Here is a 16,086-nt window from a genome sequence, read left to right on the forward strand (position 1 = left end):
GGCCGCGCGCTGGCGCTAGCTTAGTAGCAGGCCCAGCCGCGGCGGGCCTCTCGCACAGCCATTTGCCAGGCCCTGAGGCCTGGCATCGGAAACAGGACACACCATGGCCATCACCCGCCCGACGCTCGAACAACTGCAGGCCCTCGCCGCGCGCCTGCATCTGCAGCTGACACCCGAGCAAGCCAGCGAATACCTAGCGCTCATGCAGCCCAGCCTGGACGCCTACGACCTGGTCGACGAGCTGCCCGACTTCACCCCGCTGGTGCGCTACGAGCGCACCGCCGGTTATCGCCCATCCAGCCGCGAAAACCCGCTGAACGCCTGGTACTACCGCACCGAGGTGATGGGCGCAAGCTCCGGCAAGCTGCTCGGTAAAACCGTTGCCCTGAAAGACAACATCTCCCTGGCCGGCGTGCCGATGATGAACGGCGCCGCGCCGCTGGCCGGCCATGTACCGTCGTTCGATGCCACCGTCGTCACCCGTTTGCTCGACGCCGGGGTGACCATCCTCGGCAAGGCCACCTGCGAGCACTACTGCCTGTCCGGCGCCAGCCACACTTCGGACCCGGCGCCGGTGCATAACCCTCTGCGCCCGGGTTTCAGTAGCGGTGGCTCGTCGTCGGGCAGTGCGGCGCTGGTGGCGGCCGGCGAAGTCGACCTGGCGGTGGGCGGCGATCAAGGCGGTTCGGCGCGTATTCCTGCGGCGTGGTGCGGCATCTATGGCCTGAAGCCGACCTTCGGCCTGGTGCCGTACACCGGGGTGATGGCGGTCGAGGCGACCTTCGACCATGTCGGCCCGATGACCAGCAATGTGCGCGACAACGCGCTGATGCTGGAAGTGATGGCCGGCGCCGATGGGCTCGATCCACGCCAGGGCGCGCCTGAAGTCGACGCTTACAGCCACTACCTTGATCGTGGCGTGCGCGGCTTGCGTATCGGCATCCTCAAACAAGGCTTCGAGCTGGCCAACCTCGACCCGCGGGTTGCCAAATCGGTGCGCAGCGCCATCACCCAGTTCGAAGCGTTGGGCGCGGTTGTCGAGGAAGTCTCGGTGCCCGAGCACACCCTGGCCGGCACATTGTGGGGCCCGATCGGCTGCGAAGGCCTGACCATGCAGATGATGCACGGCAACGGTGCGGGGTTTAACTGGAAGGGCCTGTACGACGTCGGCCTGCTCGACAAACAGGTCGGCTGGCGCACCCAGGCCAACGCCCTCTCGCCGTCGCTCAAGCTGTGCATGTTGGTCGGCCAGTTTGGCCTCGACCACTACCACGGCCGCTACTACGCCAAGGCGCAGAACATCGCCCGCTTCGCCCGCGCCGGTTACGACAAGGCGCTGGAGCAATACGACCTGCTGGTGATGCCGACCGTGCCGATCATCGCCCAGCCGCTGCCAGCGGCGGATTGTTCGATCACCGAGAACGTCTCGCGGGCATTGGAGATGCTAGGTAATACCGCCGCCCAGGACATCACCGGCCACCCGGCCATGTCCATGCCCTGCGGCCTGGTCGACGGGCTGCCCGTTGGGCTGATGCTGGTTGGCAAGCATTACGCCGAGGGCACTATTTACCAGGCGGCGGCGGCATTCGAAGGCGCGGTGGACTGGCGCACGCTGTAGCGCAAGCGACCAGCGCCACAGCCCCGAACAACAATTAGATCAACAACCGTGTTGAACGAGAGGAGTAATCCCATGACGGCAACCTCAACCCCGGGTGAGCGGGCACGGGCACTGTACGCAGTGCTGAAGAACAAAGACCTCATCCCCGAAGGCTACATCGAGCAGCTCACCCAGCTGATGGAACACGGCTGGAGCCCGGACAACGGCGCGCGCATCGTCGCCAAGGCCTGGGTCGATCCGGCCTTCCGCGAGCTGCTGCTCAAGGATGGCACTGCCGCCTGCGCGCAGTTCGGTTTCACCGGGCCGCAGGGCGAATACATCGTCGCCCTGGAAGACACCCCAACGCTGAAAAACGTGATCGTCTGCAGCCTGTGCTCCTGCACCAACTGGCCGGTGCTGGGCCTGCCGCCCGAGTGGTACAAGGGCTTCGAGTTCCGTGCGCGGTTGGTACGCGAGGGGCGCACGGTACTGCGCGAGCTGGGCACCGAGTTGCCGGAAGACGTGGTGATCAAGGTTTGGGACACCAGCGCCGAAAGCCGTTACCTGGTGCTGCCACAGCGGCCAGCGGGCTCCGAGCACATGAGCGAAGAGCAGCTGCGCCAACTGGTGACCAAGGACGTGCTGATTGGCGTCGCCCTGCCGCGTGTCGGCTGAGCAACGCGCCCAACCCCCTACCCTTGCGGAGTGTTCAAAATGGATGGCTTTCACGATCTCGGCGGTTTCCAGGGCTTTGGCAAAGTGCCCCACCGCATCAACAGCCTCAGCTACAAGCAGGTGTTCAAGCAGGACTGGGAGCACCTGGCCTACAGCCTGATGTTCATTGGCGCCGACCACATGGGCAAGTTCAGCGTCGACGAAATCCGTCATGCCGTGGAGCGTATCGATGTGCGCCAGCATGTCGGCACCGAGTACTACGAGCGCTATGTCATCGCCACCGCCACCCTGCTGGTCGAGACCGGCGTCATCACCCAGGCCGAACTGGATGAGGCCCTCGGCTCGCACTTCAAGCTGGCCAACCCGGCCCATGCCCAAGGCCGCGAAGCGATCACCGGGCGGGCGCCGTTCGAAGTCGGCGACCGGGTCATCGTGCGTGATGAATACGTCGCCGGGCATGTGCGCATGCCGGCCTATGTGCGTGGTAAGCAAGGCGTGGTGCTGCACCGCACCACTGCGCAGTGGCCGTTCCCGGATGCGATTGGCCACGGCGACCGCAGCGCGGCGCATCAACCGACCTACCACGTCGAGTTCCGGGTAAAGGACCTGTGGGGCGACGCCGCCGACGATGGCCTGGTGGTGGTCGACCTGTTCGAAAGCTACCTGGACAAAGTCGACAGCCCGCGAGCGGTGCACGCATGAGTGCCGGCGCCCAGGCAGGCCGACTGCCGGTGACGGTCCTTTCCGGCTTCCTCGGCGCAGGCAAGACCACCCTGCTCAACCATATCCTGCGCAATCGCCAGGGTTTGAAAGTGGCGGTAATCGTCAACGACATGAGCGAGGTCAACATCGACGCCGCCGAGGTGCAGCGTGATGTAACGCTGCACCGTGGCCAGGACGAGTTGATCGAGATGAGCAACGGTTGCATCTGCTGCACCCTGCGCGCCGACCTGCTCGAGCAGATCAGCGCGCTGGCGCGCCAGCAGCGGTTTGATTATCTGCTGATCGAGTCCACCGGCATCTCCGAGCCGATGCCGGTGGCCGAGACCTTTGCCTTTCTCGACACCGAGGGCTTCAGCCTCAGTGAACTGGCGCGGCTGGATACCTTGGTCAGCGTGGTCGATGCCAGCCAGTTTCAAGCCCTGCTCGACTCGCCGGCAACCGTCGATCGGGCCGACGCCACTGCGCCGCGGCGCCCGTTGGCTGACCTGCTGATCGAGCAGGTCGAGTACGCCAACGTGATTCTGGTGAACAAGTGCGACCTGATCGACGACAAGCAATACCAGACGCTGCGGGCGGTGCTGGCCGGGCTCAACCCCGGCGCGCAGATCCTGCCAATGGTCGCTGGCAATGTTGAACTGTCCACCATCCTCGGCACCCAGCTGTTCGATCTGCCCAGCCTGGCCGCAGCGCCCGGTTGGATGAAGCAGATGGACGCCGACGACACCCCGGCCGCCGAGTCGGATACCTACGGCGTGACGTCGTGGGTCTATCGCGAGCGTGCACCGTTTCACCCGCAACGCTTGCTCGAATTTCTCTCCCGCCCCTGGAGCAATGGCCGCCTGCTGCGCAGCAAAGGCTATTTCTGGCTGGCCAGCCGCCACCGCGAAATCGGCCTGCTGGTGCACAGCGGCAAGCAGTTCCAGTGGGACTACGTCGGCCACTGGTGGAACTTCATCGACCCTTCGCAGTGGCCGCAGGACAAGTACCGCCTGCAAGGGATCATGGCCAAGTGGGACAGCATCGTCGGCGATTGCCGGCAGGAGCTGGTGTTCATTGGCCAGGACCTGGACACCGCAACGTTGCAACGCGAGCTCGACCACTGCCTGTTGAGCGCAGACGAAATCGCTACCGGCCCGTCGGCCTGGCCAGCACTGCCCTGGGCGAACGCCTTCGACAGCCTCGCCTTGTCGACCAGCCAGACGCCGCCATTACCGGCTGCTGCCGCTATCTAGTTGGAGATGTAGCATGCTGTTTTTCAATCGCACCAGCCGCTGGGTACTGGCCCCACTCGCCGACCGCCTCGACCAGCCCGATCAGCCCGATCAGCCGAGTACGCCGCTGTCGTCGCGCAACCCGCTGCTGCGGCGCATCCTTACCGGCGTCGAGCAGTTGCTGCAGGAGCGGCGCACGCTCAAGGAGCAGACTCGCGAACTTGCCGCGCAGGTGAGCCAACTGCAACAGCGCCTGGCTGAGCGCGACGAACAGGCGCAGCAGTTGCAAGGGCGCTGGACGCTGGTAACCGAAGGCGCCGATGAGTTGTTCTGGCAACTGCATTTTCCTGCCTCAGGCACGCCTGCGCCAGACTGCGCGATGGAGTGGACGGGCTCGGCCGCGATCCATGCACCGCATCTGCCTGAGCTGGGCCAGTGGCACGAACAGCTGCATCCGGCTGATCGCCACGCCCATCAGCAAGCCCTCGCCCGGCACCTCGCCGACCGCAGCGGGCGCACACCGTTTGCACTGGACCTGCGCATGAAATTCACCGCCGGCGGCGACTATCGCTGGTGCCGGCTCAGCGGCAGTTCGCTGCGTGACGCCAACGGCGTTGCCATCGCCACGGCGGGCACCCTGCGGGACATCCACGAGCAACAGTTGCACATCCAAGAGCTTGAGCTGGCCGCCGAGCGTTTCGACATTTCCCGCGAAATGCTCCACGACGGCCTGTGGGATATCGAAGTCGTCGCCGGCGACCCGGCCAACCCGAGCAACACCATCTGGTGGTCGTCGCAGATGCGCAGGCTGCTCGGCTGCAGCACCGTCGAAGAATTCCCCAACACCCTGGAAAGCTGGACCTCCCGCCTGCACCCCGACGACAGCAACCGTGCAATCGCGGCGTTTGTCGCCCATGTCGATGATCGCAGCGGCAACACCCCGTTCGATGTCGAGTATCGCCTGCGCCATCAGAGCGGCGCCTACCGCTGGTTCCGCGGCCGCGGGCAAACCCGCCGTGCTGCAGACGGCGCTCCGTTGCGGGTAGTTGGGGCTATAACTGATATCCATGCCCGCCATGAAGAAAGCACCATCCGCGAGGCGCAGGCGCAACAACACCAGGTGATGCAGGAGACCCTCGGCAAACTGACCCACATCGTCGCCACCATCCAGGGCATCGCCAGCCAGACCAACCTGCTGGCCTTGAACGCCGCCATCGAAGCGGCCCGCGCAGGCGAAGCCGGGCGTGGCTTTGCGGTGGTGGCCGACGAGGTGCGCAAGCTGGCCACGCGCACCAGTCAGGCAACGCAACAAGCAGCGCAGATGATCGACAGCTAACCCAGCGCCAGCGCGGCGTTAAAGATTCCAAACAATAACAATCAGGTACTTTATGCGCGATTACGACTCAGCAGTGACCTCCTTCAATTACCACCAGCTGGCCGCGCAAGACCTGCACGGCGAGCTGGCCGCGATGAACGCCTGCATCGAATGCTGCGACCGCCACGCCTCCAGTGACGCCGTAGCGTTGTACTGCGAAACCCGCGATGGCCGTGCGACCCAGCACACCTTCAGCGAGCTGCAGCTTCAGGCCTCGCAATTCGGTAACTTCCTGCGCAGCCAGGGCGTAAAGCCCGGCGACCGCGTCGCCGGCCTGATGCCGCGCACCGCTGAGCTGTTGATTGCCATCCTCGGCACCTGGCGCATCGGCGCGGTCTATCAGCCGTTGTTCACCGCGTTCGGCCCCAAGGCCATCGAACAACGCCTGAGCTGCTCGAAGGCGCGCTGGCTGCTCACCGACCCGCACAACCGCTCCAAGCTCGACGAGATCGCCGACTGCCCGAACATCATCGTCGTTGGCGCCGACCAGCTGGACCTCGACGACTTCGATTTCTGGGACGTGCTGTCCCAGCATTCGGCTGACTGCCCGCCGGCGCTGCTCGACGGCAACGCGCCGTTTCTGCTGATGTGCACCTCCGGCACCACCGGCCCGGCCAAACCGCTGGAAGTGCCCCTGCGCGCCATCCTCGCGTTCAAGAGCTATATGCGCGACGCCATCGAGCTGCGCGACGACGACCGCTTCTGGAACCTCGCCGACCCCGGCTGGGCCTACGGCCTGTACTACGCCGTCACCGGCCCGCTCGCCTGCGGCCAGGCCACGCTGTTCTACGACGGCCCGTTCTCGGTCGAAAGCACCAGCCGCCTGATCAACAAATACGCGATCAGCAACCTCGCCGGCTCACCCACCGCGTACCGCTTGCTGATCGCCGCGGGTGCTGAATTCTCCGATGCCATACGCGGCAAACTGCGCGCCGTCAGCAGTGCCGGCGAGCCGCTCAATCCGCAGGTGATCCGCTGGTTTGCCGAGCAGCTTGGTGTGGTGATTCACGACCACTACGGCCAGACCGAGGTCGGCATGGTGCTGTGCAACCACCACGGCCTCAGCCACCCGATCCGCGAGGGCTCAGCCGGTTACGCCGTGCCGGGTTGTCGCATCGTGGTGCTGGATGAACAGCGCCGCGAGCTGCCACCTGGTCAGCCGGGCGTGCTCGCAGTCGACCGCAAGCGCTCGCCGCTGTGCTGGTTCGACGGCTATTACGGCATGCCGACCAAGGCCTTTGTCGACCACTATTACCTGAGCGGCGATATCGTCGAGTTGAATGCCGACGGCAGCATCAGTTTCGTCGGCCGCAACGACGACGTGATCACCACCTCCGGTTATCGCGTCGGCCCGTTCGATGTCGAGAGCGCGCTGATCGAACACCCGGCGGTGGTTGAAGCCGCCGTGATCGGCAAACCCGACCCGCAGCGCACCGAGTTGATCAAAGCGTTTGTAGTGCTGCACAGCGGTCATGCTCCTAGCCCTGAGCTGGCCGAAGTGCTGCGCCTGCACGTGCGCAACCGCCTGGCTGCGCATGCCTATCCACGTGAGATCGACTTCGTCGAGCAACTGCCGAAGACCCCGAGCGGCAAGTTGCAGCGGTTTATTCTGCGTAATCAGGAGATTGCCAAGCAGCAAACCGTCGAGAGCTGAACGCCAGGTATAAAGCGGTCGGCGTAGGAGCGGCCTTGTGTCGCGAAAGGCCAGCGCAGCTGGCCCGGCGATGTTAGCGGCGAAGCTAAGGGTTTGGGGCCGCTACGCGCCCCTTTCGCGACACAAGGCCGCTCCTACACACACACGCGTGCGGCTTACTTCTGCGCCAGCAGGGCTTTCCTCGCCGCCTTCTCTTCCTTCATCGCAGCAATCTCGCGCTCACACGCTGCCACATCAAACGAGTTGTCCCACTTGGCAATCGCAATCGTACCAATCCCATTACCAATCAAGTTGGTCACCGCCCGCGCCTCGTTCAGGAAGCGGTCAATCCCAAGCAGCAACACCAGCCCCACCAACGGTATCGAATGAATCGTGGTCAACGTCGCCGCCAGCGTCACAAAGCCTGCCCCCGCCACCCCGGCCGAGCCTTTCGAGGTCAGCAGAAACACCCCAAGCAAGATCATCTGATCCATGAACGTCAGCGGCGTATTGGTCGCCTGGGCGATGAAGATCGCCGCCATGGTCAGATAGATGCAAGTGCCGTCAGCATTGAAGGTATACCCGGTCGGCAACACCATCCCCACCACCGACTTCTTGCAGCCAAGCTTCTCCAGCTTGACCATCATCCGCGGCAGCACGGCTTCGGTTGAGCAGGTGCCGAGGGTGATCAGGATCTCATCCTTGAAGTAACGCAAGAACATCATCAGCGGCATGCCCGACCACCGGGCCACAGCGCCGAGCACCACCACGATGAAGATCAGCGTGGTGATGTACAGCGCGACCAGCAACTGCCCAAGCGAGAGCAAGGTGCCAATGCCGTACTTGCCGATGGTGAACGCCATGCCGGCACCGGCGCCGAGAGGGGCCAGGCGCATAACCATGGCGACGATCTTGAACAGGCCCTGCAGGAACAGGTCGATGGTGTTGATCAGCGGCTTGCTGGTTTCGCCCATCTGCACCAGCGCCACACCCATCAATACCGAGAGCAGAATGACCTGCAGCATCACCCCATTGGAGAACGCGCCAACAAAAGTACTGGGGATGATATTGAGGAAGAAATCAACGGTACCGCCCTGTTCGCTGGCAGCCTGGCTGTACTTACTGATGGCACTGCCATCGAGGCCGGCGGCATTGATGTTCATGCCTTCGCCGGGCTTGACCAGGTTGACCACGATCAGGCCGACCACCAGGGCGATGGTCGAGAGGATCTCGAAGTAGATCAGCGCTTTTACGCCAATGCGGCCGACTTCCTTGATGCTGCCCATCTTGGCGATGCCGACCACGACGGTGCCGAAGATGATCGGCGCCAGCAGCATCTTGATCAGTTTGATGAAGCCGTCGGCAAACGGCTGCAGCTTGGCGCCGATGTCGGGCACGAAGTAACCGATGGCGGCGCCGATGACGATGCCGATCAGCACTTGCACGTAGAGCTGGCTGTACCAGCGGGACTTGGACGTTTCCACGAATGCACCTCATTTTATTGTTGTGATGGGCGTGTGGCGTGGCGTCGGCGGGCGACGCCGGCGGCTGCGGTCTCTGTCGCGAGACCGCAGCGCGGGGGGTGGCTCAGCCCTCGCCCAGTTCGCGCATGACGGCGTACAGCGCGGACTTGGCTTCAAAGCCCACGCCTGGGATGTCCGGCAGGCCGACATAGCCGTTTTCAACCTGGATGCCATCGGCAAAGCCGCCGAATGGCTGGAACACGTCCGGGTAGGATTCGTTGCCGCCCAGGTGCAGGCCGGCGGCGATGTTCAGCGACATCTGGTGGCCGCCGTGGGGGACCACGCGGCGCGATGACCAGCCCAGGTCTTCCATCACTTTGAGGGTGCGCATGTACTCGACCAGGCCATAAGACAGCGCGCAGTCGAACTGCAGGTAGTCGCGGTCGGGGCGCATGCCGCCGTGGCGCAGCAGGTTGCGTGCGTCCTGGTGCGAGAACAGGTTCTCGCCAGTGGCCATCGGCAGTTCGTAGTGGTTGGCGAGTTCGGCTTGCAGGGCGTAGTCGAGCGGGTCACCGACTTCCTCGTACCAGAACAGGTTGTACTTCTTGATCGCCTCGGCATAGGCGATACCGGTCTGCAGGTCGAAGCGGCCGTTGGCGTCGACCGCCAGGCGCTGGCCATCGCCGACCACTTCGAGCACGGCTTCGATACGGCGGATGTCTTCGTCCAGCGGCACGGCGCCGATCTTCATCTTGACCACGTCGTAGCCGCGGTCGAGGTAGCTCTGCATTTCGGCTTTGAGCTTGGTCTGGTCTTTGCCGGGGTAGTAGTAGCCGCCGGCCGCGTAGACCCACACCTTGTCGTCGGCAACGCCATTGCGGTAGCGGTCAGCCAGCAGGCGGTACAGCGGTTTGCCTTCGATCTTGGCGACGGCATCCCACACGGCCATGTCGATGGTGCCTACAGCCACCGAGCGCTCGCCGTGGCCGCCGGGCTTCTCGTTGGTCATCAGGGTTTTCCAGATGGCGAACGGGTCGAGGTTGTTGTTCTCGTGGTCGATCAAGGTCTCCGGGTCGGCTTCGGTGATGCGCGCCAGAAAGCGGTCGCGCATCAGCGCGCCCTGGCCGTAGCGGCCGTTGGAGTTGAAGCCGTAGCCGATCACTGGTTTGCCATCGCGGATCACATCGGTGACCACGGCGACCACCGAGCAGGTCATTTTCGAGAAGTCGATGTAGGCGTTGGCGATGGGCGAGGCAATCGAAACGGTTTTTTCACGAATGTCGACGATGCGCATGGCGGGGTTCCTGTTGTTGTTTGTGGCCCCACGTTAGGCGTTGCGAGGGTACCCGCCCAATGCTATTAATGCCGGACCCTATGCACAGGAGGCATGGCCCTTGGAACTGGTTTGGCTGGAGGATCTTTCCGCGTTGGCGGAGTACGGCAGCTTCGTCCGCGCCGCCGAAGCACGCCACGTTACCCAGCCGGCGTTCAGCCGTCGGGTACGGGCGCTGGAGAACTGGATGGGCGTGCAACTGTTCATCCGCACCCCTCAGGGCGCGACCCTGACCGACGCCGGCCGGCAGATCCTGCCCAGCGCCCAGGACGCCGCCCGGCGCCTGTACCGCATGCGCACCGAGGCCCAGGAAGTGGCCGGCATGGCCGCCAAGTCGCTGCACTTTGCCGCCACCCATTCGCTGTCGTTCACGTTCTTTCCGAAGTGGCTGCGCAGTGCTGAAAACGGCGCGCCGATCGAAGCGGTGCAGCTGCATTCTGACAGCATGGCGGTGTGCGAGCAGATGCTGATCCATGGCCAGGTGCAGTTCATGCTCTGCCACCGCCATCCCGATGTACCGCCGCTGCTGGCACCGGACCAGTTCGTCAGCAAGAAGGTCGGCGAGGATGTGCTGGTGCCGCTGGCGAGTGCCTCGGCCAACTTTGGCACCTCACCTGAGGCGCTGCCTTATCTGGCTTACACCCATGAGTCGGGCCTGGGGCGCATCGTTGCCCATCGCTTGCGCGGCAAGGAGGAATACCTACACCTGAAGCCGCTGTTCAGCAGCCACCTGGCGGCGGTGCTGATGTCGATGGCGCTGGAGAGCAAAGGCGTGGCCTGGCTGCCGCGCAGTTTGACCGAACAGGAAGTGACCGATGGCCGCCTGGTGCGGGCGCTGGATGAGAGCTGGGATATTCCGCTGGAGATTCACCTGACCCGGCCAACCGGGCCGATCAGTCAGTCGGCGCAGGAGTTCTGGGGGAAGCTGGCAGATCAGACTAGGGCTTGAATGGCCTGCAGATCCCGCAGTGCATGCGGGTGCTGCCTCAGCCAGCAATTGCTCTGCCACCGCCAACTGAGCAATAGTCCAGTAAACTCAGCATGCTCACCGGGAATGGAATCCAGCCAAGTGCAAACTGTCGCCACACCCCCTGCTGCTACCCCCCGCGGCCACCCCGGCGCGGTGATCTGGCTAACCGGCCTCTCCGGCGCCGGCAAGTCATCCCTGGCCACCGCCCCTCGCCGAACAACTGACCGCTCGCGGCTACGGTTGTTACGTTCTCGACGGCGACGCCCTGCGCACTGGCCTTAATGCCGACCTGGGCTTCTCCCCCGCCGATCGCAGCGAAAACGTGCGCCGTGCCGGTGAGGTGGCGGCGTTGTTCGCGGATGCGGGGCTGATCTGCATCGCAGCGTTCATCTCACCCTACCGAGCAGATCGGGCGGCGGCGCGGCGGGCGTGCAAGGCGGGCTTTCATGAGGTGTATCTGAGCGCGGATCTGCAAGCGTGCGAGGGGCGTGACCCGAAGGGTTTGTATCGGCGGGTGCGGGCGGGCGAGCTGCCGGCGTTTACCGGGATTGATGCGCCGTATGAAGCGCCCGAGCAGCCGCAGTTGCAGTTGGAGACGGACGCACAGACGCTTGGCCATTCGGCCGAGCGCTTGCTGGCTTACGTGCTTGAAGCTTTGGTTTGAGGCTGGCTGCAACCCTGCACGAACAGGGTCGCAGGCCGGGCCTTACAGACCTGGGGTGATGTTGCCCTGCTGCCAGCGGCTTTCATTGCTGCTGAGGGCCTGGGCGATGTCGGTCAGCGAGTCCGAGCGCAGTTTGGTTGGCAATGGGTCAAGGCCGGCGCTGGCGAAGACCTGGCCGTAGCTGTTGCGCAGCTCGGCGTAGGCGAGGTCGCGGCGCAGGTCGGCTTGCAGGGCATTCAGCTCGCCCTGGATCAGCTCCAGTTCACCGATGCCTTGGGCCTGATGGCGGTTGCGCAGTTGCTCGACGATCTGCCCATCCAGCGACACCAGTTGTTGGCTGGTGGCGAACTGGCGGCGAGCTTCGTTGTAGTTGGCGTTGGCCACGTACAGCTGGGCGAGCACGGCCATCGACATGGCCTGACGGCGGGCTTCGACCACTTGTTCGCCGGCCTTGGCGACGTTGATCGCGGCGGGCGCGGAGATCACGTTGAACAGGTTCCAGGTGATCTTGACGCCGTAGTCGGCCCAGCTCTGATTGCTCAGGAAGCTGTTGCTGTCGTAGTGGCCGCCGGCCGAGAACTCGAGGCCGGGGAGCATGCGCAGCATCGACTTGCGCACTTCGGCGGCGCTGATGCGCGCCTGGTAGTCCTGCTCGCGCAATTCAGGGCGCGAGGCCAGGGCTTGCTGTTCGAGGGTGGCGAGGTCGACCTTGAGCTCGGGCACGCTGTAGTCGTTGCTGGCGGCCAGGGTCAGTTTGCTGCCGGGCGCCAGGTTGATCAGAGCACCGAGCTCGGTCTTGGCCAGCGACAGCGCGCGGCGCTGTTCTTCGAGCTGGCGGGTGGCTTCGATCAAGGCGCGCTGATAGTTGAGCGTGGCGATCTGATCGCCCAGGCGCTGTTCGCCCAATTGCTGGCTGTTAGCCTTGGCCTGGTCGACGCGCGCCATCAGCGCGTCGATCTGGGCCAGCAGGCGTTCGGCGGCAACGGCACGCCAGTACGCCGAACGGACATCCTGAATGATGGTCTGGACCACCTTGCGCCGGCGCTCCTGCACGATCAGACGCTGGTCGCCCTGCTGCTTGGCGTTGACGTAGCTGACGCCAAAGTCGAGCACGTTCCAGACCATGGTCAGGTCCGCCACATCGCGGTCGCGGTCCTGTGAGGTGGACGGTTCCAGAGACTGGGTATTGGTGAGAATACTCTGGCTGCTGGAGGCGCTGACATTGCTGCGCCCGGCGTAGCCTGCCGACATGGCCATGCGTGGCAGCATGTCGAAGGTGGCGAGGTCGACCTGGCGCTGGGCCAGGGCTTCTTCCATGATTTTCAACCGTGCTTCAAGGTTGTACTTGACCGCGCGCGCCATGGCTTCGTGCAAGGTCAGTGGGCCTTGCAGGGCCTCCTGATTCTTGAACATGCTGGCCAGGTCGGACTTGGCCCGCTGCTCGCTGACGCCCGGCTCGATCGGCTGGGTCTTGACTGCGCAGCCGGTCACCGCCAACGCTAGAACACTTACCGCAAAAAACCTCGATGCTTTGCTCATCCCTGTCCGCCCCCTGGTACGGCACATATGAATCCTATGACTGCTTGCCCGCTCACACCTGAGGTACGCGTGCGTTGATCTGCCCCAGCGCCTGCGCCAGTTCCCTGGTCGGGCGTTGTTGATTGTCGGTGATACCTTGTAACTGTTCGCCCAGGCTTGGTGCCGAGGTCATTCCCCTGCCCGCCCCGCCTTCGCCGCCCTGGCGCCACGGCTTGCCGCCGCTGAGTTCGTACTGGCCGCCGTCGTCGGGCATGGTCTTGCTGAAGATGCTGGCCAGGCTGCTGCTGCCGAACGCGTTGCCGTCGCTGCCGGCCAGGCCGAATACACCGCCAGTGGCCGGCGTGCCGCTGCTGCTGCTGGCGAATACCTGCGCCAGGTAGCTGGGCGCCAGCGCGCCGTTGTGGATAAAGACACTGCCCAGCGTGGCTACGCCGTTGCCCAAGGTCGGCACCTCGAACAGCGGTGCTGGCAGCAGCGGCGAGCGTGCGTCCATCGACGTCGCCAGCGGCACCTGCGGCACCAGCAATGGCTGCGCAGGTGCCAGCGGGCTGACCCCGGCGTTGGCGCGGAACTCGGGGTCGCCGTCGTTGGCGACCATGCTCTGGCCCTGGCTGCTGAAGCCGCCGCTGATCGGGTTGCCGGCGTTATCGGTAATCGTGCCGGCCGTGCCGTTGAGCGCCAGCGCCAGGCTGCCGGAGCCGCCCGTGCCGATAACAGTGACCTGCCAGGTACGCGCATCGATCTGCACCAGCGACTGCAGGCTGCCGCTGGCGTTGCCGGTGGTGAGCAGGCTGAAGTCGGACAGTTGCACGCCGTTGACGGCTTCGCTGAAGGTCACGGTAAAGCTCATGCTGCCCGGCGCCGAAGGCGCGGCGACGATCGACTCGACCTGCGGCGCATCGGTATCGACGGTCACGCCGCTGCTGTCGGCGACATTGTTCAGGGCCAGTTGCATGGCGTTGCCGGCGGCATCGCGCAGGCTGCCGCCGTTGCTCGACAAGCCGACCACCTGAATGCCGTTGGCGTCGTTGTCGCCGGCTTGCACGGTGTACTGGAACACCAGCGTCGAGCTACCCGAGCCGGCGACATAGTTGGCGAATACGGTGCGCCCGCCGATATCCAGCGCCAGCTGCGGCGTGCCGTTGACCAGCACGGTTTCGCTGGTGTTGACCACGAACGACAGGTTGTCGCCGGCGCTGTAGGTAACCCCGACCGGGACCGTCACGCCAGTGGTGACTGGCGCCACACGGTCGACGTTGTAACCCCCGCCGGTGATGCCGCCGCTGAGGGCGTTGCCGGCCTGATCGGCAATGCCGCTGGCAGCGCCGTTGAGGTTCAAGCTCAGGTTGCCGCTGCCGCTGATGCCACTGACGGTGACCACATAGGTGTTCGCATCCAGGCGTTGCAGACTGCTCAACGTGCCGCTGGCGTTGCCGGTCGCGAGCAGGGCGAAGTCGGCCAGGTCGACGCCGTTGACCGCCTCGCTGAAGGTCACGGTGAAGCGCACGCTGTCGGGGGTGTTCGGTGAACTGTCGACGCTGCTGACGGCTACGGTCGGCGCGCGACTGTCGACCGCAAAGGCATTCGAGACGCTGCTGCCAACGCCGCTGTTGCCAGCCTGATCGGTCACGCCGGCGTTGTTCAGGCTGACCAGGTTGCTGGCGGCCTCGACGCCTGCGGTGGGGGTCAAGGTTGCGGTCCAGGTAATCCCGCCGTCGCTGCTGGACAAGTTGGTAAGTGCGCCATTGGTGACGCTGAAGTCAGCCAGCGTCAACCCGCTTACGGGCTCGTTGAAGGTGATCGTGACCAGGCTGCTCTCACCACCGGTCAGCGCGCCGTCGGCGACCACTATGGTTGCGTTGGGGCGCACGGTGTCGATGCTGAACGCCGGCGAAGCGCTGCTGCCGGTCCCGCTGTTGCCTGCCAGGTCGGTGTAGCGGCTGTTGTCCAGGCTGATCAGGTTGCCGGCTTGCTCGACATTACTGGCGGGAGTGAACGTCGCCGTCCAGGTCACGCCGCCATCGCTGCTGGAAAGGTTGCTCAGTTGGCCATTGCTGACGCTGAAATCATCCAGCGTCAAACCGGTCACCGCTTCGCTGAAGGTGATGGTCACCTGCGAGGTCTGCCCTGCCGTCAGTACCGAGTCGGAAAGGACGATGGTCGAGGTCGGGCGCTGAGTATCGACGGCGAAGGTATTCGAGTCGGTACTGCCGATGCCGCTGTTACCGGCCTGGTCGGTGACCCCAGCGTTGTTCAGAACAACGACGTTGCTGGTGTTGGCGATGTTACTGGTCGGGGTCAGGGTGGCAGTCCAGGTAACCCCGCCATCGCTGCTGCTCAAATTGCTCAGCAGGCCAACGGTGACGTTGAGGTCGGCGGTGGTAAAGCCGCTCACCGCTTCGCTGAAGGTGATGGTGACTGTCGACGTTTCGCCGATGCTCAAGGCGTTGTCCGCGACTACGATAGTGGCGGTCGGGCGCTGGGTGTCGATGGCGAAATTGTTCGAGTCGGTGCTGCCGATGCCGGTATTACCGGACGCCCCCATCACACCGGTGTTGTCGAGGGTAATCAGGTTGGTACTGTCATCGACGTTGCTCGATGGCGTGAACGTGGCTGTCCAGGTAATACCTCCATCACTGCTGCTGACAGTGCTGAGCGTACCGTTGGCAATGCTCAAGTCGGCATTGGTGAAGCCGCTCACCGCCTCGCTGAAGGTGATTGTGACCAGGCTGGTTTCGCCGACTGCCAAGGCCGTGTCGGCAACCACGATGGTTGCCGTCGGCAGCACGGTGTTGACGGTGTAGTTAGGCGAGTTGGTCGTGCCAGTACCGCTGTTGCCGGCCAGATCGGTGATACCGCTGTTGTTCAGGGTGATCAGGTTGGTGCCGTCCTGCACCTGCAGC

General features: G+C 64.3%; 12 protein-coding genes and 2 pseudogenes. 10 read left to right on the top strand and 4 right to left on the bottom strand.

Going from position 1 to position 16,086, the window contains the following annotated elements; translation table 11 throughout:
* The first annotated feature begins 103 nt into the window (after nt 1–103).
* From IDM28_RS19425 to IDM28_RS19450, 7 genes and pseudogenes are all read left to right on the top strand, one after another.
* Nucleotides 104–1,618 (top strand): amidase, encoded by a 1,515-nt coding sequence (locus IDM28_RS19425; protein ID WP_188036697.1) that lies wholly within the window; start codon nt 104–106, stop codon nt 1,616–1,618.
* Between the two features lie 72 nt (nt 1,619–1,690).
* Nucleotides 1,691–2,272, top strand: a complete 582-nt coding sequence (gene nthA / locus IDM28_RS19430) for a nitrile hydratase subunit alpha (RefSeq protein ID WP_150572284.1) — start codon at nt 1,691–1,693, stop codon at nt 2,270–2,272.
* Between the two features lie 39 nt (nt 2,273–2,311).
* Complete coding sequence (nthB, locus tag IDM28_RS19435; protein ID WP_188036698.1) at nt 2,312–2,974, top strand: nitrile hydratase subunit beta; 663 nt, start codon at nt 2,312–2,314, stop codon at nt 2,972–2,974.
* Complete coding sequence (locus tag IDM28_RS19440; RefSeq protein ID WP_188036699.1) at nt 2,971–4,227, top strand: GTP-binding protein; 1,257 nt, start codon at nt 2,971–2,973, stop codon at nt 4,225–4,227. The genes nthB and IDM28_RS19440 overlap by 4 nt, the downstream gene beginning before the upstream one ends.
* A 358-nt stretch (nt 4,228–4,585) precedes the next feature.
* Nucleotides 4,586–5,248 (top strand): annotated as a pseudogene (locus IDM28_RS24290) (PAS domain-containing protein); the annotation flags it as partial.
* 30 nt (nt 5,249–5,278) lie between these two features.
* Nucleotides 5,279–5,533, top strand: a pseudogene (locus IDM28_RS24295) (methyl-accepting chemotaxis protein); the annotation flags it as partial.
* A gap of 61 nt (nt 5,534–5,594) precedes the next feature.
* Entirely contained in the window at nt 5,595–7,235 is a 1,641-nt protein-coding gene (locus IDM28_RS19450; RefSeq protein ID WP_188036701.1) for an AMP-binding protein, read from the top strand.
* Nucleotides 7,236–7,390: 155 nt separating this feature from the next.
* Here IDM28_RS19450 and dctA read toward each other — a convergent pair whose 3' ends face one another.
* Both dctA and IDM28_RS19460 read right to left on the bottom strand, forming a co-directional pair.
* Nucleotides 7,391–8,698, bottom strand: coding sequence for a C4-dicarboxylate transporter DctA (gene dctA, locus IDM28_RS19455; RefSeq protein WP_150572289.1), 1,308 nt, complete (start codon nt 8,696–8,698; stop codon nt 7,391–7,393).
* A gap of 103 nt (nt 8,699–8,801) precedes the next feature.
* Nucleotides 8,802–9,971 carry a mandelate racemase/muconate lactonizing enzyme family protein gene (locus IDM28_RS19460; protein ID WP_101322207.1) on the bottom strand — a complete coding sequence of 390 codons (1,170 nt, stop codon included), beginning with the start codon at nt 9,969–9,971 and terminating at the stop codon, nt 8,802–8,804.
* A 100-nt stretch (nt 9,972–10,071) separates the two neighbouring features.
* On the opposite strand from IDM28_RS19460, the gene IDM28_RS19465 reads away from it, so the two are divergent.
* The 3 genes from IDM28_RS19465 (at nt 10,072) to cysC (ending at nt 11,644) form a co-directional block, all read left to right on the top strand.
* Nucleotides 10,072–10,959: a LysR family transcriptional regulator gene (locus tag IDM28_RS19465; protein ID WP_188036702.1), complete on the top strand. Its 888-nt coding sequence runs from the start codon at nt 10,072–10,074 to the stop codon at nt 10,957–10,959.
* 105 nt (nt 10,960–11,064) lie between these two features.
* A complete protein-coding gene (locus IDM28_RS23960; RefSeq protein ID WP_262500170.1) occupies nt 11,065–11,262 on the top strand; it encodes an adenylyl-sulfate kinase in 198 nt (65 codons plus the stop codon).
* On the top strand, nt 11,246–11,644 hold the full coding sequence (gene cysC / locus IDM28_RS19470) for an adenylyl-sulfate kinase (RefSeq protein ID WP_262500172.1): 399 nt from the start codon (nt 11,246–11,248) through the stop codon (nt 11,642–11,644). Before IDM28_RS23960 ends, cysC begins: the two co-directional genes overlap by 17 nt.
* 42 nt (nt 11,645–11,686) lie before the next feature.
* On the opposite strand, the gene IDM28_RS19475 is transcribed toward cysC, so the two are convergent.
* Complete coding sequence (locus IDM28_RS19475; protein ID WP_188036703.1) at nt 11,687–13,183, bottom strand: TolC family protein; 1,497 nt, start codon at nt 13,181–13,183, stop codon at nt 11,687–11,689.
* Nucleotides 13,184–13,235: 52 nt separating this feature from the next.
* Nucleotides 13,236–16,086, bottom strand: a 2,851-nt coding sequence (locus IDM28_RS19480) for an Ig-like domain-containing protein (RefSeq protein ID WP_262500171.1), incomplete at its 5' end; no start/stop codon positions are given.

It is taken from the genome of Pseudomonas sp. EZ-C24 (assembly GCF_014525325.1).
Classification (GTDB): Bacteria; Pseudomonadota; Gammaproteobacteria; order Pseudomonadales; family Pseudomonadaceae; genus Aquipseudomonas; species Aquipseudomonas shirazensis.

Excerpts from the sequence above, each read along its gene's own strand:
- IDM28_RS19425 (WP_188036697.1), top strand. The coding sequence starts at position 104 with ATGGCCATCACCCGCCCGACGCTCGAACAACTGCAGGCCCTCGCCGCG.
- IDM28_RS19475 (WP_188036703.1), bottom strand. The coding sequence starts at position 13,183 with ATGAGCAAAGCATCGAGGTTTTTTGCGGTAAGTGTTCTAGCGTTGGCG.
- nthB (WP_188036698.1), top strand. The coding sequence starts at position 2,312 with ATGGATGGCTTTCACGATCTCGGCGGTTTCCAGGGCTTTGGCAAAGTG.
- IDM28_RS19450 (WP_188036701.1), top strand. The coding sequence starts at position 5,595 with ATGCGCGATTACGACTCAGCAGTGACCTCCTTCAATTACCACCAGCTG.
- IDM28_RS19460 (WP_101322207.1), bottom strand. The coding sequence starts at position 9,971 with ATGCGCATCGTCGACATTCGTGAAAAAACCGTTTCGATTGCCTCGCCC.
- IDM28_RS23960 (WP_262500170.1), top strand. The coding sequence starts at position 11,065 with ATGGAATCCAGCCAAGTGCAAACTGTCGCCACACCCCCTGCTGCTACC.
- IDM28_RS19440 (WP_188036699.1), top strand. The coding sequence starts at position 2,971 with ATGAGTGCCGGCGCCCAGGCAGGCCGACTGCCGGTGACGGTCCTTTCC.
- nthA (WP_150572284.1), top strand. The coding sequence starts at position 1,691 with ATGACGGCAACCTCAACCCCGGGTGAGCGGGCACGGGCACTGTACGCA.